Below are 18930 nucleotides of genomic sequence, written 5' to 3'. Positions count from 1 at the left end.
CCGTACCCGCTCAGAATCCGCACAGCGTGCGGATGTCGCGGCAGGCGCCCACCACGCGGTCCACGTCCTGGTCGGACAGGGCCGCGTGCAGGGCCAGGCGCACCAGGCCGCGCTCGTGCGAGCCGGACGGCGGGAAGCAGACCGAGCCGTAGACGCCGCGCTGTTCCAGCAGGTCGCGGGCGAGCAGGACGTCGGTCCTGCTGCGCGCGCCCAGCGCGAGGATGTGGGCGTGGCCGGGCTCCGGGGCATAGCCGAGCGTGGTGATCTCCTGGCGCAGGCGGCGGGTGATCTCGCGCAGCCGGGTACGCCGCCAGTCCTCCTCGCGCACCAGCGCCAGCGCCGCGGCCAGGCCCGCGATGTCGTGCGGTTGCAGCGGCGAGCTGAACACCGCGGGAAAGGCCTCGGCCCGGAAGTACGGCACGAACTCCGGGCGGTCGCAGACGATCAGTCCCGCCCGCCCCGGGATCGCCTTGGCCAGGCTGGCCGTCCTGAAGTCGGCGCCCACCCGCGCGGCCAGCCCCTCGCCGTGCGGCCCGTGCGTGCCGAGCGCGTGCGACTCGTCCACCACCAGCAGGCTCTCGTACTCCCGCGCCGTCGCGGCCATCTCCGCCAGCGGGCAGACCGCGCCGTCGACGCCGTAGACCGCGTCCACGGCGATCACCCCCGAGCCGTTCCTGCGCAGGCGGCCGCGCAGGTGGTCGGGATCGTTGTGGCGGAACCACACCACCGGCGCGCGGGCCGCGTGCGCGCCCTCCCGCAGCGAGCGATGCGCGCGCTCGTCCAGGTAGACGGGCAGGTGCGGGTCGGCGATCAGCTGGATCAGCCCGGTGTTCGCCGCCCACCCCGACGGGCACAGCACCGCCGCGGACGCGCCGAGGAAGGCCGCGAACTCCGCCTCCAGACGATCCTGCTTCTCCGGTACGGCCGCCGCCTCCATCGCCCGCGCCATGGCCGAGACGATGCGCGGATGCCGGGCGATCGCCAGGCAGTCGCTGCCGGTCAGGATGATCGCGTCGGGGTCCGGCGGCCGGCTGGCGAGCACGAGCGGCCCGGCCCAGGTGCCCGAGATCCGCGCCAGGTGGAAGGCGTTGAGCCGCTCGTCGAGGCGGTCCGGGGCGCTGGGCATGGCAACCCCTTCAGGGAGTCAATCAACGGTTACGTTATGTGATCGAATGGATGCCCGGAGTGCCGGCGGTCAAACACGGCCGAGGGTCAAGAAAGGGGGAGGGGCCGGCCGACGATCGCGTACTCCTCGTAGCCGCCGGGGAAGACGAAGTGCGTCAGCAGGTCGGTGAAGCCGAGTGCCGCGTACAGGTGGCGGGCGGCCGTCGGGCGGTCGTGCGTGGACAGCACGCCGGAACGCTCCTTCCTGCCCGCGCACAACGTGTTGATCATCGCCCGGCCGATGCCCTTGCCCTGGAAGTCCGGGTGCACGTGGATCTCGGCCAGCTCGAACGCGTCGCCGAGCCAGGCGTCGGCGGCCTCGCCGCCCGACTTCTCGGCCAGCGCCCGGGTGACCACGTCGTGCCACCACTGGCCGATCGCGCCGTGGAAACCGTAGGCGAAGCCGACCACCTGGTGCTCGTCCGCCGCCGCACCGGCCGGACCGAGGTCCACGGCGCCCGCGCGGACCGCGGGCACCTGCCGGAGCTCGGCGAAATAGCACTGGAACAGCGGGTACGTGCTGTGGTTGTGCATGATGCCCTTGCGACCGGTGACCTGCTCCACCGGCGGGCGCATAGCGGCCGTGTAGACGTCGATCACGGTGTCCAGCCGCTCGACGAACTCCGCCGGTCCCGCGCCGCGAAACTCGATCACCCGGTGCACGCTACTCCACGTCCGCGGGGGTGCCGCCGGTCATCCGGACCAGTTCGTCGAACGAGGTGGGGAAGACCGTGTGCGGATGGCCACCGGCCGCCCACACCACCTCGTGCTTGCCGAGCCAGGTGTCGACCAGCGTACGGACCGGGGCAGGATGGCCGACCGGGGCGACGCCGCCGATGGGCTGGCCGGTCGCCTCCCTGACGAACTCGGGCGAGGCCCGGCGTACCTTCCGGACTCCCACGAGGCTCGCGATCAGCTCCACGTCGACCCGGTGGGCGCCGCTCGTCAGCACCAGCAGCGGGGCGCCGTCGGCGTCGAAGATGAGGCTGTTGGCGATGGCGCCGACCTCGCAGCCGAGCTGGGCCGCGGCGGTGGCGGCCGTCGGTGCTATCTCCGGCAATATCACGATCTCACCCGTCGCTCCGAGTCCGCGCAGGACATCGGCCACATGGACGGCGTTGGCAGGCAACTTCTCCGGCATGCCGACACTCTAAACAGATTGACCCGTGGATTACCTCGACATGGTGGTGGTGTAGGGTCCCTTGATTCGATTGTTAGTGATATGAGGGGTGATGTACGTGGGGGGACCTCGTCGGCGCGGGGCGCTCGGCTTTGCCGCTCTGGTGACGGTGGGGGCCGTCGCGTTCACGGGAGTGGGTACGGCCGGGGCTGAGGCCGTACCGGCCGCAAGCCAGATGGCAACAGACACGCGCACACAGGCGGCGGTGAGCACGAGCGGCACGGCCGCGAGCGCTGGAGGCGCGAGCACGTTCGCCGCCCCGAAGAAGAAGCTGAAACTCGGAGCCAAGGGCAAGACGGTCGTCCTGCTCCAGAAGCGGCTGGCGGAGCTGGGCTACCGCCCCGGCAAGGCCGACGGCCGCTACGGCGGCTCGACACTGACCGCCATCTGGGCCTTCCAGAAGGTCAACGGCATCAGGCCGACCAGCACGATCAGCAGCAGGACCTGGAACGCTCTGGAGACCCCGAAACTCCCCAAGGTCCTCGTCAAGAACGGCAAGCCGACCAGGGCCGAGGTGAACCTCAGCACCCAGATCATGGTCATGTACGTGAAGGGCGAGCCCAAGCTGATCACCCACATCTCGTCCGGCAGCGGCATCCCCTACTGCGAGACGACGACGTGGCAGGGCAAGAGCCAGCGCTTCTGCGGCTCGGCCCGCACCCCGACCGGCAACTTCCGGACCACGTGGCGCAGGAGCGGCTGGCACAAGAGCTACCTGGGCCAGCTGTACAACCCGATCTTCTTCAACGGCGGCATCGCCTTCCACGGAGCGCTGTCGGTCCCGCTGTCCCCGGCATCGCACGGCTGCGTACGTCTGCCGATGAACGTGGCACAGACGTTGCCCGGCATGCTCGGCAAGGGCGTCCCGGTCCACGTACGCGGCGCCTTCAAGCGCTGACCCCAAAGGCACGGTCCTCCCCATGGGCGCGCTTCGCGCGTCTGGGGGAGGGCTGGCCTCACGGGGGAGCCCAGCTCCCCCCGGCCCCCCCCCGGACGCGACCCCGGGCACCGTGGGAAAAGCCCTGACCGCGGATCAGATTGCCGGGGATTTCTAGTACCTCCGGCCCCGTCTCAGGCGAATCGCCGCGTGGCGGGCGTTGTAGTCGAAACAAGTGATCATGCCCCTGACATCCGGCTCTTGTCTCCGAAACGGACCGCTGCCAGTCATGGGCTCGACCTCTCGGTGCTGCTGGCGGACACGCCGCCCCTTGTACGGGGGCGGCGTGATGCTGGGCCTCACGCCGCCGTTACGGGTCTTGTTGCCGAAACCCGCCGTCACGTGCTGCCGACTGTCGCCGCGCACGCGATCGCTTCACGGCAGCGATCGAGAGCCGCTCGATGAGTGTGACTGAGGCCATGCCGGCGGGGATGCCGACTGCGGCGCCACCAAGCAGGGCGAAGAGGGTCATGAGCGCATTCTCTCCTGCAGATTCCAAACCCGTGGCCGCCACGTGCGCCGGGCACAAAACCCACGCTCGTCACTCCGACGGGCGCAACGCGAAACGTATCCGCTGGGGCCGGAGCGGAATGGCGCCGGTGATTCTGCTCGTGCCTATCGTTGGCCGGTCGATGCGGGAATACGCAACTGCTCTATTCGCCCGGGGCCACGCCACAGCCAGGTTCCGCGGAATCGGCTGGTAGGCCGCGAAGTCTCTCCAGTGCGGCCGCGACCTCACTTACCTGCTCCGGTTCCCGGACGCACCAGTCGGAGACATTGTTGAACCACCTGTTCCAGATGGTGCCGACAGCGTCGGAGGTGATCTCTTCTCCGCCGCGGATGAGAGCGACGAGATCACGCACTTCGGGGTCGTATTCGTCGTCAGGAGCCCCCATGCCCAGCAACCCTTCGGGGTCATGAGCCTTGATCAAGGCACGGACGGCAGCCATCTGATCATCGGTCATGACTCCAGCATGTACCCCACCGCACCGAGCCCGCGAATTCGTTATGGCGATGGACAGGAGATCTGATCTTCGCGCATGGATGCCGCACAATCGAGAGAACGGCACGCCGATCGAATACGAGAGGGAGCCAGCAGCATGAGATTCCCGTGCCGCACCCTGTTCACCGCCCTGGCCTTATCCGTGGCACTCGGCGTAACCGCGTGCGGCGGCGATCCCGGTGCCGCTCCCAACCCGAGCGGCCCCCCGGAAAAGACCGGGCTGAAAGTAGACCCTCCCCATCATCGACAACGCCGCCCTTTATGTGGCCCTGAAAAACGGCCTGTTCGAAAAGGAAGGGCTCAAGGTAGCCCCGGTCCCCATCCAGGCGGGCCCGCAGGGCGTTCCCATGCTTCTCAACGGCGAAGCCGACATCATCTTCGCCAACTACGTCTCCACGGCCAAGCTGGGCGCCCGCAAGATCCTCGACCCCGCCTCCGGCCCGGCCGCCGAGTTCCCGATCTCCGGCTACGTCACCACGCGGGACTGGTTCGCCAGGAACCCCGCCGCCTCGGCCGCCTTCCGGCGGGCCGTCCAGGCGGCCGGGCGGCTCATGGCCGACCGCACGTCCGTGACCTCGGTGCTGCCCGAGTTCACGCAGGTCGACCGGGCCACGGCGGAGCGGGTCACGCTGCCGTTCTTCCCGGTTGAGGACGAACCCGTCCGGCTGCAACGCGTCGCCGACTGGATGAGCCAGGCCGGGTGGTTGTCCAAGCCGCTGGACGTCACGTCCCTCATGCAGTGAACGTTCAAGCTCTCGAAAGCGGAGCTTCTGACCCGGGTGGTCCTGCCCGCCGCGCTGCCGAAGGTCTTCGCCGGGCTCCGGCTCGCCCTGTCGCTCGCGCTGATCGTCACCGTCTTCGCCGAACTGCTGCCGGGCACCCGCGACGGCATCGGCCTCCACCTGACCGAGTCGTACGCCCGCTTCGACCTGCCCGGGATGTGGGCCGGCATCGCCCTGCTCGGGCTGCTCGGATTCGCCTTCAACGAGCTTTTCGTGCTCGCCGAACGCCGCGCGCTCGGCCGGCGGAGCTGAAGGTCACCATTGCCAGTCGCAGATCGCGGCGTTTCTGGAATAGAGCCATTGTTTGTCGAGGAAATGCTCCACGAGCTGGGCGGCCGCGGCCTCGTCCTGGACGATGAATCCGTGATCCTGGGTCGTGTCGGGATACACGTTCCTGGAGCCGACATAGAACGCCGTGTCGTCCACGCAGACCACTTTGCTGTGCAGCCGGTATTTGTAGCCGCCCGGCCAGGTCTGCTCGTTCGACACGCGCAACGGCGCCAGCTGCAGGCCGTGTCTCAGCACCCGATGCGCCTCCGCGTCATACGTGGTCTTGAGCCTGACCCGCTGGTACAACGATTTGTAGGCCACGTCCACGCTGCTGATGTTGGAGTAGTCCGGGCTCCCGGGATTGCTGATGACGATCCGGACCTTGACGCCGTCCATCATCTTCTTGGCGAGAACGTCCAGCAGCCTGACGTCGAACAGCGCGTGCATCAACGGCAGGCCGGTGAATCCGTTGATGTCCTGCTGGGACAGGATGATGCTGGTTTTCGCGTGGGCGACCAGAGCCCGGATGGCGTTCGCGTCGGGATTGACCGTCATGAAAGCGCTGTCGAGGTTGGTCTCGTTGTTCAGGTAGCTCGCGGCCTGCTCTTCTCGTTCGGCGTACGGCCGTTCGTAGCCGGAGTCCTTGTCGCGGTCCAGGATGCCGTATCCGAGGCTGCCGACGGAGATCACCTGAAGGTCGCCCGGGACATAGGGCTCTTCGTCGGCCTCGTCGTACAACGACCATCCCTCGGCCGGTGGACTGGGCTTTTCCACGGCGATCCAGGCCGGATACTGCTTGCGGTTCTTGATCCAGCCTGACTTGACCCAGCCCGCGTGGGTGCGGGCCCACTCCCACAACATGTCCAGGAACTTGCCGGCCGACAGGGCCGCCGGGCCGCGCAGGGCGATGTCGAGGTCGGTCACCGGCGCCGTGTCGCCGAATCCCCGGCTGAACAACGGGCCTTCCTCGATGTAGTAGTTCGTCATCCAGTTGATGCCGCCGTGAATGACGGACCGGCCGTCCACGATCACGAACTTGGTGTGGTTGTAGGAGGACACACCGCGCGTCGTCATCGAGCAGACCCGCAGGTCGACCTCGCGGGCCAGCGTGCCGAGCCGCTTGATCAGCGCCTCGCGGAACACCCACGGATCGGCCGTGCGGTCCACGCCCACCACACCGGTCATGAACCGCACGATCAACCGGTCATCGCCTTCGTCACGGCGTCCGACGGCTTCCTTGATTCCGTCGAACATGGCGTCGAGGAAATTGCCGTCCGGAAATGGCCCGGCGGGGGAACCTATCATGTCCGGCGGCCCGAAACCGGTGATGTCCACGGTTCTGCTCGCCTGGGCGAGATTGTGCCGCAGCCGGTTCAGGAGCTTCTTGATGCCGGGTTTTTCGGCGCCTGCCGGGATGCCTTTGGAGGCGGTCCATCCCCAGCAGTCGGGAACCTGCAATATCCAGGAAGCGGCGTCATCGCCAATCGTGTCGAATTTGTTGCCCGGCGTGCGGCTCCACAGCTTCCCTTCCATGCCGGGCGAGACGGACTTCAATTCAGCTTCGACCGCGTTCAGATATTCCATGTCCGCATCGTCGCACCGGATTCGCGGACCGCCCAGGCCCATGGCCGGACCCCCATTCTGGGTGTTCAGGGCGCGCCGGCCACTCCGCCCTGCTCACAGCCCGGGCCTCGTGGCCGTTACGCCTGCCGCGTGTCCGCATTCGGCCGATAAAAGCTCCGCCGCCGGGTGGCGTCAGTGATTCCTGGGTTTGAAGTAATGCTTGACCATATAGGCGGTTACCTGCTTGCCGATCTTGGCGCCTTCGACGTCGGCGGTGCGGGTGTGGATTCCACCCCAGATGCGGGCATTGGTGACCTCCTCCAGAGCCTGGGAGAAGCTGCGGAAGTGGCGGGTCGTGCCCGAGTCGTTGCTGTAGCCGCTGAAGGAGATGTCGTCGCGGCCGAAGAAGTGCGCGAGCGCCGACATGCTCGCCCCGGTGAAGCAGGTGTGGCCGGAGGTGTAGTCGGGATGCGGCGGGGTGACCAGGAGCGGGGTCCAGTCCGGATCCTCGGCGGTCCTCGGGTTGCCGTCGGTGCCGGCCAGGCGGATGGCGGTGATGGGACGCCAGAAGTTCCAGGCGGCCTTCTCGTTGTAACAGGCGGTCGTGGCGTCGGCCTCCGCGAGGTCGACCATCGCGAACATGCGGGACGTCTGCAGCGGGGTCAGGCGCTGCTTGACGGCGAGCTGGCGCTTGATCTCCCATTCGGCCAGGTGCCGGTCGTGCCACCAGATGGCGGCCTGGGTCTGGTCCGGGGTCCTGACCGTGCTGGTGGCCGAGCCGACGGTCTTGACCTCGTTGAAGTCGCGGGCGTACCGGCTGCCGGTCAGGGCCGGCGGGCCGGCGGTGCGGAACATCGACGCCCTCGCCAGCATGAACGGCTTCAGGTAGGCGACCCAGGCGCCGTCCGTGCTCGGCACGGGCGGGGTCGGCCGCCACTGGCCCGGCTCGGTGCCGACGGGCCAGGTCTGGTCGCCGAACGCGCCGTCGTTCTCCCGCGCGGCGATCATCGCGGCGGCCGCCTGCCCGCCGACGGCGATACCGCGCCGCTTCGAAGTGCTGTCGGCAATCGTGGCGAGCGACTCGTCGTACTGCGTCCGCAGCCTTTCCCGCTGCGCCGGGAAAAGCGAGCGCAGAACGTGGAAAGCCGCGGTCGCGACGGCGGCCTGCGTCGATTCACTTCCGTCGGCGCGGGGCGCGCGAAGATAGGGCTGGTACGGCCGGCCGGCGATCGCGTTGACCGCGTCGTAAACGGCGCCGTGCACCATGGCGAAACTACGGGCCTGGACCTGCGGCTGCTGCCGGGCGATTTCCCAGATCGCCGTTTCGGCGTTCCTGTCCCAGACGATGATGGCATTCGGCGGTGAATCCGCAGCGTACGCGGGCGGCGAACCGAGCGCGACAACTCCCGCGACCACGGCTAACACAACGGGCTTACGCCGGAGGAATGCTGGTGATCTAGGCATGCCAGAAAACTACTATGCGGTTCCTATTCAGGGGGGCCAGGAATCAATGATGTCGCGTGGCGTCCACACGAGGTCCACGGAATGGGGATCGACATCCGGCGCCGCCCCCGCGAGCGAGGCGACGACGAGCGTGGTGGCCGCCGGGTCGTAGCCGGGAACCTGGACGACGGACCGGCGTACCGTGGCGAGGTCGTGGGAGTCGAAAGGGGACGCCAGCCATTTGATCGACCCGGCGAAGAGAACACGACCGGCGACGGGCGCGCGGTCGGCTCCGACCAGGTCGACCTCGGGATCGAACCGGCGATTCCACCAGCCGCCCACCGCCTCCACCTCGGGCCAGGGCAGGCGCCCTGACAGCGCGGCGAGTTCGAGCGACTGCCTGACGAGAGGTTCGACGGCCCGGCCCCGCCAGGCGGTCCAACGCCGCTCGACCAGGCGGAACCCCGCCTCGGGGCGCCCCCGGCGAGCCTGCTCCTGGACCGCGCGGAGCACGCCGAGATAGAGCCGCAGATTGCTGTCGGCGACCCGGTACAGGCCCGGTTTCCCCGGCCTGGCCGACAGCGGCTCGTCCAAGGCGAGCACACGCTTCTCCGCCGTCAGCTTCCGCAGCAGCGGCGACAAGGTACCGGACGGCAGCGCCCCGTCGCGGCTGCCCGCCGTCGCGGCGATGTTGGCGTGGGTACGGTCCCCGGCGCCGATGGCCTCCAGCACTCTGCGAGAGACGTCTGGATTCGGAAACCCGGCCATCAGCACCGCTTCGGGGACGCTGAAGACTGCCGCGCCGGGATCCTCGGCCTCCTGGCGCAGAAACTCCAGCGCGGGCAGACCACGAGGCCAGGTCCTGATGATCCCGGGCAGGCCTCCGGTGATCAGGTGGGCGTCGATCGCATGGTCGGCGTCGAGGCCGAGGGCGTCGGCGATGTCACCGGGATGGAGCGGACCGAGGACCAGGTTGTCCGCACGCCCGAAGAACGGCCGGTCGTAGGCGGTCAGCCGCTCCATCATGTGGAGATCGCTGCCGAGGAGAAGCAGCAGCACGGGCCGGGTGGCGAGCAGGCGGTCCCATGCCGTCTGCAGAGCGCCCTCGAACAGCCCGTCCTGCTCCGACAGCCACGGCACCTCATCCAGGACGACCACGCAGGGCCGCGACGGCAGAGCCGTGGTCAGCGCACGGAAGGCATCAGGCCAGTTCCCCCCGACCGCGGTTGGAATCAGAGCGGGATCCTCAGGAAGCTCCGATTCCCGCAGATCCGCGAGGAAGGCCCCGACGGCCTCCACGGGAGAGGCCCCCTTGGTCGCGGTGGTGAACAGATAGGGCACGCCCGCACGGTCGCAGAACTCCTGGACCAGCCTGGACTTGCCCACCTGCCGACGGCCGCGCAGGGTCACGGCGACCCCCGCACCCGTCTGCCGTACCCGCCTGAGCCGCTTCGTGAGCAACGACAGCTCCGCGGTCCTGCCGATGAAGCCGCTCAAGCTGGCCTCCATTTATGTAGATGACATCTACGTAGATGAAGTCTACCTAATCCTTCGATCAGGAAGACGGCTACATCACCAATGAGGGAAACTCATCCCTCTGAGGCGACTGTTCGGAGATAGTCGAGCGTGCGCAGGATTGGCCGGTCGACAAGTGAGGGGACGCCGTGCTCGAGCGACGGAACCACCAGGGCAAGTTCGCCGAAGACTATGTACGGGCCCTCGCCTCTGCGGCTGGGCTCCTGGTCTACAAGGATGACCTTGACCATGACGGGATCGATCTCGGCTTCCGCTATCCGGGAAGGACCGGATACATCGCGTCGCCCGCGATCGAGGTACAGGTCAAGTCCTGGTCAGCCCCTGTGTGCAAGGGTCCGGACCTGCACTTTCGAGGCTTGAACGAAGTGCAGTACAACAAGCTTGTCGCCGGGCCGTTCCTCGTGCCCCGGTATCTGTTCATCGTGGTGGTCCCTCCGGACATCGATCGTTACGCGCGAGTGGAAACCGAGGGGCTGACCCTGAGCAGGCTCTGCTACTACCGGGGCTTCGAGGGCGACGAGCCCATCGCGTCCGCGAGCACGAAGCGGTACCCGGCCGTCGGGGTACCACTCGGCAACGTCCTCACCGTTCGTGCCCTGCGCGAGCTCGTCGGCGCACCCGCCGGGCCGGCCGCGTGACCACTGACCTCTCGATCGCCGACATCGGCAGCTATCTCGCCGCGGCCGGCTGGGCACGCCAGGTGCAGGTGTGGCGGGGTGCAACCGTCTGGGTGCACGAAGGCGATCACGAGATACTGCTGCCGGGCGCGGACGGCCTCGGCGACGGGGCGCGGCGGATCAGGGAGATCCTCAACCTGCTGGCTCGCGTGGAAGGCCGCGCCCGCGAGGAAATCGCATCCGACATCGCCGCACCCATGGCCGACGTCCAGTGGTACCGGGCTCCCGTTGTGCCCTTGGACGGGCAATTCGCCCTGCTGGACGCGGTGACGGCGCTCACAGGCGCCCAATCGGTCTTGAGCGCGGCGGCGCGGGCCGCACTCACGGGTCCTCGGCCGGTGTTCGAGGGCGCGGCGCCCAAGGAGGTCCGGGACCTGCTGGCCCGGGTCAGAGTCGGGCCGATCGTACCGACGGGCGATCTTCTCACGGTCCGCATCCCTCTGGACGGCTACGAGACCGGTGATCCCTTGCTGGCCCGCCGTACCTTGTTCCTGCTCCAACGCGCGGCGGTGCTCCTGCAGGAGGCCGCGGCCACCGTGCGCAGGAACGGCGACATCAGCGTCTTCGACGATCTGGTGCGTGACGGGGTGTCGGCGGACCTCTGCCTCGCGCTCGCGCGCTTCGCGGGCACCGACCCCGGAACCAGATTCGAGGTCGGGTTCCGATGGGCGCGTGCGGTGCCCTCGGAGGTGCCCGCGCGCACCGTGGTCTTCGAAGCCGAGACCGGGACATTGCTCCGCCGGGTCGCGCACCGGCTGAGACGCCTGCGTCGCGACACCGCCTCGGTCACCGGCCTCATCGGCACGCTGTTCGACAACGGAGGGCAGGACCGGTTCCGCGTGCACGTCCACGGCGAGGTGACGATCCAGCACGGTGATCCCCGCCGATCGATATGGGTGCGCCTGCCCGACGAGGCGGCCTACGACGTGGCCGTCGAGGCCCACAGGAACAGAACAACCGTGCGTGCTCACGGCACGCTCATGGAGGTCAATGGCCGTCTCGAACTGAAGGCGACCAGCTTCACCCAACTGGCCAACACCCCATTCGAGGAGAGCTGATCATGGAGAACGCCGTTTCCCGAGCCCAGGAGCGTGCCCTGCTTCTTGGCCTGATGACGCTGGGTGGGTCGGCGTCCAACCCCGAACTGCGGGACCACGTCGGAAACGCGCTCGACGGCGAATCCCGGCGCCGCCTGAACAAGCTCGAGCTGGTGGAGAGCGAGAAGCTGGGCAGGGCTTACCATCACACACTCACCGAAGACGGGTGGGCGTGGTGTGTCGCGGAGCTGGCCGGCTCAGCCCCGGCACGCGGCGGTCCGCTGGGTCGTACGCTCTACGGCGTTCTCGCCACCATCAAGGGGTACCTGGACGCGACGGACCTGAGCCTCGCGGAGTTCGTCGTCACGGCCAGGCCGGACGCTTCGTCCGCGGACGACCTGGGCGGGGCGATCCGGAGCGCGTACTGGCAGCTTGCCCGCGAGCCACAGGACTGGGTGTTGCTCAGCCGGCTGCGGCCGCTCCTCGGTGACGCGCCTCGTGACAACGTCGACGCGGCGTTGCGCGAGCTGGAACGCCTCCCGGGTGTCCATCTGGTCCCGGAAGCCGATCAGAAGACCCTCGGCGACGAGGACAGGGAAGCGGCCGTCCTCGTGGGTGGCGTGAGCAAGCACCTGCTGGCGATCGAGGCGCCATGAGCGAAGCCGAGATGCGGGCGCTGCACGCTGTTTCCAGCGTCCTCGACTGGGCGGCCACGGCCGAGCACGCCTGGAACCCGCCGCCGTTCCACGTCGACGGCATGCATCCGCGAGCGGAGCGCCTGATCCTCGACGGTATCGACGACGCGTCGATCTCCTCGGGGACGAGCCCGCTCGGCGTGGTGATCCAAGGAGAGGGCGGCGCCGGCAAGACCCACCTCCTCGGTTGGGTCCGGGGCCGGATCGCGCAGGCGGGCGGCTACTTCTTCCTGGTCGACTTCAGCGCGGGAGAGGACTTCTGGCGCCAGACGACAAGGGCGATGGTCGAGGACCTAGGCCGCTCCGCAGGCGGCCTGGGAGCTCCGGTACAGGCGATGGTGGCGCTCCGTGCCCTGTCCACCCTCGCCGGGGCCGACATGCGGATGCGGACTGCGCTCGACGGTGAAGCGCCTCTGACGCGCGCAGACCTCGACGTGCTCGTGGATGGCCTGGTCGCCAAGGAACGCCGGTTGCTGCGGTGCCGGGACACGATCCGCGCGATGGCGCTCTACGCGGTCGCGTCAGGCCAGGCTCTGGACGTCGGCCACGATCATCTGATGTCCGCCGCGGAGGCGGAAGAAGGAGATCGCCAAGCATGGGGGATGAGCAGGCAGGTCAAGAGCCCGCACGACATCGCCATCGAACTGTCGATGATCCTCGCCCTCACCGGCCCTACCGTCATCGCGGTCGATCAGATCGACGCCCTCCTCGAGCACTCGCGAACGAGCGAGGGGGCGGAGATCGCGACCACGTCGCCGGGCGGGGAGCCGCGCAAGGACGTGATCGACCAGATCGCGGGCGGTCTCATGGCGCTGCGGCACGCCACTCAGCGAACGCTTTGCTTGGTGGCCTGCCTCCCGTCGTCGTGGACCTTGATCAAAGACCGGGCCATCGGAACGGCGCAGGACAGGTTCCGCACCTCGCTGATCCTCACCACGATCGCCAGCCCGGAGATTGCCACGAGCCTGGTCGAACGCCGGCTGGCCGAGGCCTTCGCGAAGTCCGGGTTCACACCGCCTCACCCGCTCTGGCCGATCGTTCCGTCGGCGTTCGACACCGCGCCCGGCAACACGCCCAGAACGCTGCTGCGCCGTATCAGCGAGCATGTCGAGGCATGCCGGGCTGAAGGCGCGGTCGGCCTGTTGGAGCGTTTCGACCAGGACGAACCGGGTCATACAAGCCCACTCCCCGCAGACGCCGAACCTGTCGTCCCCGAGAGCCACCTCGCACGACTCGACACCCGGTTCGCCGAACTGCGTGCCACGGCTGACGTGTCGGACGCGTTCGATCCCGAGCATGAGGACGAACTCGCGCCTCCGCTGCTGGGCGCCGGCCTTAATGCCTGGATCACGGAGCAGGGCGAGGCAGGCCGCGTCTTCTCCGTCGATCCTCTGCCCGGTCGTAGACCGAACCTGCACGCGCGATTGCGTCAGGCGCTGGACCCGGAGTCGGAGGAGCAGCGGCACTGGACGTTCCGGGTGATCGGCGCACGGCACCACATCGCCGCGCTCAAACGGCTCACCGATGGCATCGAGGCATCCGGGCTCAGCCCGGAGACCCCCGATCGGTGTTTCGTCGTCCTGCGCAACCAGGCCTGGTCGGACGGCCCGACCACCAGGGCGCGGCTGGCGCGGCTCGAGGAGTGCGGCGGGCGGTCACTGCCCTTGCGCGCTGACGACCTACGGGTCTTCGACGCCCTGAGGCAGATGGAGGGTGATCGAGATCCGGCGTTCGACGCGTGGTTGCGTGCCCGGCGCCCGGCGAGCGGTACCGAACTCCTGGGCGGCCTCCTCGAAGCAGCGGTCCAGGAACTGCCCGAGGAACCAGAGCCGGAAGCAACGGCACTGCCCACGGCCGCCGCCGGAATCACCGTCGGCAGGCGGCTGGACACCGGCACCGATCTCGTGGTGCAGCTCAGCACCCTGACGCGCCACACGGCGGTCTTCGCCGGATCCGGATCCGGCAAGACCGTGTTCCTGCGCAGGCTCGTGGAGGAATGCGCGCTGCACGGCGTGTCGTCCATCGTGCTTGATCCGAACAACGACCTCGCCAGGCTCGGTGAGCCCTGGCCTGCCACACCGCCGGGATGGAGTGAGAACGACGCGGCCAAGGCCGCCCGCTACTTCACCGAGGCAGAGATCGTGGTGTGGACGCCTGGCCGTTCACAGGGTCGTCCGCTGAGCTTTCAGCCGCTGCCGGACTTCGCTGCCGTCCTCGACGACCGCGACGAGCTGAACTCGGCGCTCGGCCTGGCCGTGGAGACGCTCGCTCCCCGGGCGAACGCCGAGGGGGCGAGCGCCAAGGCACGCAAGGCGAAGGCGGTGCTCCGCCAGGCACTCGAGCATTTCGCGCGTTCCGGCGGTGCCGACTTCACCGCCTTCCTCGGCATGCTCGCCTCGCTGCCGTTCGAGGCCAGCCAGATCGACAAAGCGGATCAGATCGCCGCCGAACTGGGACAGCTCCTGACCGCGGCGATGATCAACGATCCGCTGTTCGCGGGCGGGGGTGAGGCCGTGGATCCCGCGCGCTTGCTCACGCCGTCGACGGGCAAGCGGGCGCGTGTCTCGGTCATCAGCTTCATCGGTCTCAGCGACGACGCGAGGCCGGGATTCGTCAGCGGGCTCCAGAACTCCCTGTTCACCTGGATCAAGCGGAATCCCGCCCGCGGCCGTCCCCTGATCGGTCTCTACGTCATGGACGAGGCGCAGTCCCTCGTGCCCGCCGGATCCAAGACCGAGGCGCTGGCCAGCACCCTGACCTTGGCGTCACAGGCGAGAAAGTACGGCCTCGGCCTCGTCTTCGCCACCCAGATGCCGCGTGGCCTGCACAACCAGATCGCGGGCAACGCCACCACCCAGTTCATCGGCAGGATGAACAGTCCCACGCAGATCGCGGTGGTCAGGTCGCTGGCACAGGCTCGCGGCGGCCGAGCCGACCGGGTCGGGCGCCTGGAGGCCGGACAGTTCTACGCGGCGAGTACAGGCATCCCTGAAGCTCTGATCCGTGCACCGCACTGCCTGAGCCATCACCCGGCCGATCCACTCACCGAGCGGGAGATCATGCAGCGCGCGGCCGGCTGACTCACGCCTCCTCGTCCTCCTCACGCGGGGCGAGGAGGTTCCAGAGCTGGTAAGGTGGACGATCGAAATGGAGAGACGGAGAGAAGGGAGGTGAGTTGATGACCGCGCCAGGGGCCACTGTCGTGCGCAGCGTCCGGAGCATCCTCACGTCCCGGACGATGGCCTGATCCGCGCCGTTCTGACCGGCCGGGTGCGTGAGCCCGCCGGAGGACATCGTCAACTCATCACGAAACGGATCTTCATCCATCATGTCTTCACCTTCTGAGTGGATCACGCGCGCCGAGACCACCGCCGACGTCCCCGTTGTCCGGGAGATCGTTCTGGGGGCGTTCGAGACCCCGCTGGAAGCGGATCTCCTCGACGCGCTCCGCACCGACTCCGCCTGGATCGACGGGCTGTCCGTCGTCGCGGTCGACGGTGACGACCGGCCGGTCGGCCACGCGCTGCTCACCCGGTGCCACATCGGGGACACGCCGGCGCTGTGCCTGGGGCCGGTCTCGGTGCGGCCCGACCGGCAGAAGACCGGCGCCGGGTCGGCCGCCACGCGGGCCGTGCTGCGGGCCGCGGCCGCCATGGGCGAGCGGTTCGTCGTCGTCCTCGGGCATCCGGAGTACTACCCGAGGTTCGGGTTCGGGCGCGCGTCCGAGCACGGGATCGGGGTCACGTTCGAGGTGCCCGACGAGGCGCTGATGGCGATGGCGCTCGTGCCCGGTGAGGGGCTGCCGTCCGGAACCATCCGGTACGCGGCGCCGTTCGGGCTCTAGCACCAGCCGTTCAAGGCTGAGCATCGCTGACGCCCCGTCCGGAGCGTGAATCGCTCCGGGCGGGGTGTCCTACGACAGGCTGGTACGGGTGGGCTCGGCCAGCAGGGTCGTGGTCGCCTCGTCGGCCGGGACGTAGACGATCAGGCGCTGGTCGTCGGTGCCCGCCAGCGTGAGGGTCTCGTAGGCGAGCAGGAGTTCGCCTTCCGGGTGCGCCCATCGTTCGGTGCCGATGCGGGCGGGGAGCATCGCGTTCGCGTAGGGCCGGGTGAAGGTGGCTCCGGCCGTCAGGGACAGTTCGCCGGCCAGGTGCGCCGCGTGCTGGTCGCCCAGCGCGGCGCTGGCGCGCAGGTCGGCGGCGCGTTCGGCGGCCACCTCCGTCCAGCCGGGGAAGGCGTCGCGGGCGCGGGGGTCGGTGAACAGGTAGCGGGCCAGGTTCGGCGGGTCGTCGTCGAGCAGGCCGAAGGGGCCGAGCAGGCGGGCGTACGCGGGAGTGTGGGCCAGGATCTCGGTGAGCTGGTTGACGACGACGGCGGGGGTGTGGGCCAGGCGGGCCAGCATCGCCTCCACCGTGGGGCGCAGCGTGCGGGAGAGCGGCGGGGCGCCCGCGCAGACGCCGCCGGCATCCGCTTTGTGCAGCCGGTGCAGGTGGATGCGTTCGTCGGGCGAGAGTGACAGCGCGTCGGCGAGCGCGGTGAGGATCTCGGTGGACGGGCGCCGGTCGCGGCCCTGTTCGAGACGCGTGAGGTAGTCGACGCTGACGCCCGCGACCGTGGCCAGTTCGGCGCGGCGCAGGCCGGGGGTGCGGCGGCGCGTTCCCGACGGGAATCCGACCGCCTCGGGTGGCACCGCCTCGCGCCGGGCGCGCAGGAACGCCCCCAGCTCGTTGTTACCCATGGCCCGAGTGTAGAGGGTGGCCCTGCGGGAGCCAGGCTTGCGGCGGTCTCCCTCTCCCGTGTACGGCCCGGCAGTCTCGTCCCCATGAGCGCATTCACACCGGGCGAGATCGCCTACCTGACCAGCCAGCCCCTCGGCCGCCTGGCCACGACCGGAGCCGACGGCAGGCCGTCGGTGCGCCCCGTCGGGGTGATCTACGATCCCGGCTCGGGCGGGCTGATCGTGGGCGGCGTCGCGGGCTCGGGCATGGCTCGCAGCAAGAAGTTCCGCGACGCCCGGCGGCACCCGGACGTCGCGTTCGTGGTGGACGACCTGGCTTCGGTGGAGCCGTGGTCTCCGCGGGGCATCGAGATCAGGGGCGTGGCGCGGACCTTCGACGAGGGCGGCGTGGAGGTGGGGGAGCGGCTCGCGGCGCCGTTCCCGTTCGAGGAGGCGTGGATGCTGATCCTGCCGCGGCGGATCCTCGCCTGGGGCATCGAGGGCGACTTCGCCGCCAGGGAGGTGGCGGCATGAGGTACCGGCTGCTGGGGCGTACCGGGCTGCGGGTGTCGGAGTTGTTCTTCGGCGCGATGGGCTTCTACGAGGGCGGCGCGGGCAAGGAGCACCGCGCGATGCTCGACGCCTACGAGGGCGCGGGCGGCAACGTGATCGACACGGCCTCGGCCTACGGCGAGAGCGAGGGCGTCCTCGGCGAACTGCTGGCCGGGCGGCGCGAGCGGCTCGTCCTGGCCACCAAGTACTCGATCTCCCGTGACCAGACGGATCCGAACGCGGCGGGCAACCACCGCAAGAACCTCGTGCACTCGCTGGAGCGGAGCCTCAGGCGGCTGCGTACCGACTATGTGGACCTGCTCTGGGTGCATCTGTGGGACCGGCGCACCCCGCTGGAGGAGACGATGCGGGCGCTGGACGACGCGGTGCGCGCGGGGAAGGTGCTGTACGTGGGGATCTCGGATGCGCCCGCGTGGGTGGTGAGCCGGGCCAACACGCTGGCGGAGTGGCGCGGGTGGACGCCGTTCGCGGGGGTGCAGGTGCCGTACAGCCTGCTCAAGAGGGACGTCGAGCGGGAACTGCTGCCGATGGCGGGCGAGCTCGGACTCAGCGTGGCGGCGTGGGGGCCGCTGGCCGGGGGCGTGCTGTCGGGCAAGTTCAGCGGCGGCGAGGGGGCGGAGGGGCCCACCCGGGTGGATCCCGCGACGCTCGGCGACCGCGATCACGCCGTGGCGCGGGCGGTGCGGGAGGTCGCGGGGGAGGTGGGCGCGAGCCCGTCGCAGGTGGCGATCGCGTGGACGCGGGCGCGGCACCCGTTCGTGCACCCGATCGTCGGCGCCCGCGACGCCCGGCAACTGGCCGACAACCTGGGCGCGGCCGAGGTCGTGCTGGACGGGGAGGCGCTCACGAGGCTGGAGGCGGCGGCCGGCTTCGAGGCCGGCTTCCCCGGGGACTTCCTGGCCGAGTGCGAGGCCGACCCCTGGGTGTTCGGCGAGGGCTACCGGCGCCTGGACGCGTCGTAGGCGGCGACGGCGGCCCTGCCGGCGATCATGCGCCAGGCCTGCTCCAGCAGGGACGCCACCTCCCGCCAGTCGGGCTCCACCTCGTGCAGCTCGACGCCCACCCAGCCCCTGACGTACTGCGGGGTGAAGTAACGCTCGGGGTCGGTGGCGAGCAGCGTCTCCAGTTCCCCGGGCGGCGCCTTCACGCACAGCGCGAGCCGCCCGTCGCCGTGGTGGTCGACCAGCACCCAGGCGAGGCGCTTGCTGCCCAGCCGGCAGGCGACGTGGCCGAACGACTCCTCGACCACCACCCCCGGCAGCCCGGCGGCCAGCTCCGCCACCCGCTCGCTCACCCTCCCGACGTCGGCGTCGGTCCAGCTTCGCGTCATGCCGCCCACCCTAGGACACTAGG

19 protein-coding genes and 1 pseudogene are annotated in these 18930 nt (G+C 69.4%); 10 read left to right on the top strand and 10 right to left on the bottom strand.

What is annotated here, in order from left to right; genetic code table 11:
* Positions 1-10: 10 nt before the first annotated feature.
* The 3 genes from ACFWYW_RS06780 to ACFWYW_RS06770 form a co-directional block, all read right to left on the bottom strand.
* A complete protein-coding gene (locus ACFWYW_RS06780; RefSeq protein WP_379621469.1) occupies positions 11-1126 on the bottom strand; it encodes an aminotransferase class I/II-fold pyridoxal phosphate-dependent enzyme in 1116 nt (371 codons plus the stop codon).
* Between the two features lie 86 nt (positions 1127-1212).
* Complete coding sequence (locus tag ACFWYW_RS06775; RefSeq protein ID WP_379621467.1) at positions 1213-1818, bottom strand: GNAT family N-acetyltransferase; 606 nt, start codon at positions 1816-1818, stop codon at positions 1213-1215.
* Between the two features lie 10 nt (positions 1819-1828).
* Complete coding sequence (locus tag ACFWYW_RS06770) at positions 1829-2305, bottom strand: YbaK/EbsC family protein (RefSeq protein ID WP_379621465.1); 477 nt, start codon at positions 2303-2305, stop codon at positions 1829-1831.
* 244 nt (positions 2306-2549) lie between these two features.
* On the opposite strand from ACFWYW_RS06770, the gene ACFWYW_RS06765 reads away from it, so the two are divergent.
* Complete coding sequence (locus ACFWYW_RS06765) at positions 2550-3242, top strand: L,D-transpeptidase family protein (RefSeq protein WP_379621463.1); 693 nt, start codon at positions 2550-2552, stop codon at positions 3240-3242.
* A 692-nt stretch (positions 3243-3934) separates the two neighbouring features.
* Here ACFWYW_RS06765 and ACFWYW_RS06760 read toward each other — a convergent pair.
* Positions 3935-4246 carry a hypothetical protein gene (locus ACFWYW_RS06760; RefSeq protein WP_379621461.1) on the bottom strand — a complete coding sequence of 104 codons (312 nt, stop codon included), beginning with the start codon at positions 4244-4246 and terminating at the stop codon, positions 3935-3937.
* Between the two features lie 385 nt (positions 4247-4631).
* Here ACFWYW_RS06760 and ACFWYW_RS06755 point away from each other — a divergent pair, with 385 nt between their 5' ends.
* Both ACFWYW_RS06755 and ACFWYW_RS06750 read left to right on the top strand, forming a co-directional pair.
* A complete protein-coding gene (locus ACFWYW_RS06755) occupies positions 4632-5027 on the top strand; it encodes a hypothetical protein (protein ID WP_379621459.1) in 396 nt (131 codons plus the stop codon).
* Positions 5028-5045: 18 nt separating this feature from the next.
* Positions 5046-5318 (top strand): annotated as a pseudogene (locus tag ACFWYW_RS06750) (ABC transporter permease); the annotation flags it as partial.
* A 3-nt stretch (positions 5319-5321) separates the two neighbouring features.
* Here the strand turns inward: ACFWYW_RS06750 and ACFWYW_RS06745 are convergent.
* The 3 genes from ACFWYW_RS06745 to ACFWYW_RS06735 form a co-directional block, all read right to left on the bottom strand.
* Positions 5322-6920, bottom strand: a complete 1599-nt coding sequence (locus ACFWYW_RS06745) for a phospholipase D-like domain-containing protein (protein ID WP_379621457.1) — start codon at positions 6918-6920, stop codon at positions 5322-5324.
* Positions 6921-7091: 171 nt separating this feature from the next.
* Positions 7092-8315, bottom strand: a complete 1224-nt coding sequence (locus ACFWYW_RS06740; RefSeq protein WP_379621455.1) for a hypothetical protein — start codon at positions 8313-8315, stop codon at positions 7092-7094.
* 75 nt (positions 8316-8390) lie between these two features.
* Positions 8391-9839 (bottom strand): ATP-binding protein, encoded by a 1449-nt coding sequence (locus ACFWYW_RS06735; RefSeq protein WP_379621453.1) that lies wholly within the window; start codon positions 9837-9839, stop codon positions 8391-8393.
* A 167-nt stretch (positions 9840-10006) separates the two neighbouring features.
* Between ACFWYW_RS06735 and ACFWYW_RS06730 the strand changes: the two genes are divergently transcribed.
* The 4 genes from ACFWYW_RS06730 to ACFWYW_RS06715 are packed head-to-tail and all read left to right on the top strand — an operon-like array spanning position 10007 to position 15367.
* Positions 10007-10516 (top strand): DUF4365 domain-containing protein, encoded by a 510-nt coding sequence (locus tag ACFWYW_RS06730; protein ID WP_379621451.1) that lies wholly within the window; start codon positions 10007-10009, stop codon positions 10514-10516.
* On the top strand, positions 10513-11613 hold the full coding sequence (locus tag ACFWYW_RS06725) for a hypothetical protein (RefSeq protein ID WP_379621449.1): 1101 nt from the start codon (positions 10513-10515) through the stop codon (positions 11611-11613). The genes ACFWYW_RS06730 and ACFWYW_RS06725 overlap by 4 nt, the downstream gene beginning before the upstream one ends.
* A gap of 2 nt (positions 11614-11615) precedes the next feature.
* Positions 11616-12248, top strand: a complete 633-nt coding sequence (locus ACFWYW_RS06720) for a hypothetical protein (RefSeq protein WP_379621447.1) — start codon at positions 11616-11618, stop codon at positions 12246-12248.
* Positions 12245-15367, top strand: coding sequence for a helicase HerA domain-containing protein (locus tag ACFWYW_RS06715; protein ID WP_379640924.1), 3123 nt, complete (start codon positions 12245-12247; stop codon positions 15365-15367). Before ACFWYW_RS06720 ends, ACFWYW_RS06715 begins: the two co-directional genes overlap by 4 nt.
* 1 nt (position 15368) lies before the next feature.
* Here ACFWYW_RS06715 and ACFWYW_RS06710 read toward each other — a convergent pair whose 3' ends face one another.
* Positions 15369-15617 (bottom strand): hypothetical protein, encoded by a 249-nt coding sequence (locus ACFWYW_RS06710; protein ID WP_379621441.1) that lies wholly within the window; start codon positions 15615-15617, stop codon positions 15369-15371.
* Here ACFWYW_RS06710 and ACFWYW_RS06705 point away from each other — a divergent pair.
* Entirely contained in the window at positions 15616-16131 is a 516-nt protein-coding gene (locus ACFWYW_RS06705) for a GNAT family N-acetyltransferase (RefSeq protein WP_379621439.1), read from the top strand. The two genes, ACFWYW_RS06710 and ACFWYW_RS06705, sit on opposite strands and share 2 nt — an antisense overlap.
* 69 nt (positions 16132-16200) lie before the next feature.
* Here the strand turns inward: ACFWYW_RS06705 and ACFWYW_RS06700 are convergent, their stop codons facing one another.
* The gene (locus ACFWYW_RS06700) at positions 16201-17025 is read right to left on the bottom strand and encodes a helix-turn-helix transcriptional regulator (protein WP_379621437.1); all 825 of its coding nucleotides are present in this window, start codon (positions 17023-17025) and stop codon (positions 16201-16203) included.
* A gap of 84 nt (positions 17026-17109) precedes the next feature.
* Between ACFWYW_RS06700 and ACFWYW_RS06695 the strand changes: the two genes are divergently transcribed.
* Together ACFWYW_RS06695 and ACFWYW_RS06690 are read left to right on the top strand one after the other, a co-directional pair.
* Positions 17110-17538, top strand: coding sequence for a PPOX class F420-dependent oxidoreductase (locus tag ACFWYW_RS06695; protein ID WP_379621435.1), 429 nt, complete (start codon positions 17110-17112; stop codon positions 17536-17538).
* Positions 17535-18539: an aldo/keto reductase gene (locus ACFWYW_RS06690; RefSeq protein WP_379621433.1), complete on the top strand. Its 1005-nt coding sequence runs from the start codon at positions 17535-17537 to the stop codon at positions 18537-18539. Before ACFWYW_RS06695 ends, ACFWYW_RS06690 begins: the two co-directional genes overlap by 4 nt.
* Here ACFWYW_RS06690 and ACFWYW_RS06685 read toward each other — a convergent pair.
* Complete coding sequence (locus tag ACFWYW_RS06685) at positions 18515-18907, bottom strand: MmcQ/YjbR family DNA-binding protein (protein WP_379621431.1); 393 nt, start codon at positions 18905-18907, stop codon at positions 18515-18517. The two genes, ACFWYW_RS06690 and ACFWYW_RS06685, sit on opposite strands and share 25 nt — an antisense overlap.
* Between the last annotated feature and the right edge of the window lie 23 nt (positions 18908-18930).

The sequence above is a fragment of the Nonomuraea sp. NPDC059023 genome (assembly GCF_042740095.1).
Taxonomy (GTDB): domain Bacteria; phylum Actinomycetota; class Actinomycetes; order Streptosporangiales; family Streptosporangiaceae; genus Nonomuraea.
The sequence above is the reverse complement of the archived record's forward strand: the minus strand, read 5'-3'. Positions and strand labels throughout refer to the sequence as shown.